This is a genomic window from Pseudomonas sp. 05T35, from assembly GCF_056396605.1.
In genome coordinates this window covers 1-514 of the sequence record NZ_JBFTLU010000933.1, presented here as the reverse complement: position 1 = coordinate 514, position 514 = coordinate 1, and the positions used below count along the sequence as shown (strand labels likewise).

General features: G+C 43.4%; 2 protein-coding genes. Both read right to left on the bottom strand.

Features of this window, described 5'->3' with window-relative positions; translation table 11 throughout:
- Positions 1-248: hypothetical protein (locus tag AC1DH9_RS30765; RefSeq protein ID WP_477809535.1), on the bottom strand; the 248-nt coding region annotated here is incomplete at its 3' end.
- Positions 249-297: 49 nt separating this feature from the next.
- Positions 298-514 (bottom strand): hypothetical protein (locus AC1DH9_RS30760; RefSeq protein WP_477809534.1); only part of this gene is annotated, 217 nt, incomplete at its 5' end.

The following is a 514-nucleotide window of genomic DNA, read 5'->3' as shown; positions in this document are numbered from 1 at the left end:
ATATTAAGCCTATCGAGTTCAGCACGACTACACTTTACGGTTATTCCGGAGAATTGGGCAATCAACAGCCTTGCAACAATTTCAGAGACCTTCCACATATGTATAACTGTTTTTAGGCGTATGCCTTTGAGGGGAATCGATTTCCAGCGAACCCAAAATTCTTTATCAATAAAGTACTCTATAAATGCGTTTATTGTATCCTGCTGGGAAAGATGGCGTGCCTCGGATAGCTTCTTCGCATAAAGCATCGTACTAGCAAATGAATTGTTTGACGTAGCCCTCGAAAACCAAAGGCACTTAAGCATTTCTGCTTGAACGATACTCTTTGGCTGCAACTTGAAGTGTTTGGGGTGAACCCTGCTGGGAAAGATGGCGTGCCTCGGATAGCTTCTTCGCATAAAGCATCGTACTAGCAAATGAATTGTTTGACGTAGCCCTCGAAAACCAAAGGCACTTAAGCATTTCTGCTTGAACGATACTCTTTGGCTGCAACTTGAAGTGTTTGGGGTGAACC